This window comes from Maritalea porphyrae (genome assembly GCF_027213965.1).
GTDB classification, from domain to species: Bacteria; Pseudomonadota; Alphaproteobacteria; order Rhizobiales; family Devosiaceae; genus Maritalea; species Maritalea porphyrae_A.
Genome location: NZ_JAPWGX010000030.1, coordinates 1 through 277, shown reverse-complemented (window position 1 = coordinate 277; position 277 = coordinate 1). Strand labels below are relative to the sequence as shown.

Annotated in this window: 1 protein-coding gene; it reads left to right on the top strand. The window is 52.3% G+C overall.

The window, feature by feature from the left end; genetic code table 11:
* Positions 1-48: 48 nt before the first annotated feature.
* The coding region (locus tag O4H47_RS17900) for an aldehyde dehydrogenase family protein (RefSeq protein ID WP_269395385.1) at positions 49-277 on the top strand (229 nt) is incomplete at its 3' end.

Sequence of the window (277 nt, the reverse complement as noted above, 5' to 3'; positions counted from 1 at the left end):
GGCAAACTATTGCTACGCGACGCGGCACAAACCGTGAAGAAGTGCAGTATGGAGCTCGGTGGTAACGCCCCTTTCATCGTGCTGCCAGATATGGATGTCGAGCAAGCAGCCAAAGCCGCCGTGGATGCGAAGTTTCAAACCGCGGGACAAGACTGCTTGGCCGCAAACCGTATTTTCGTCCCTGACGATAAGTACGAAGCGTTTTTGGAAGCGTTTGCCAAAGAAATGAGCCACATCGTTTTGGGCAATGGCTTAGACGAAAAAACCACCATGGGAC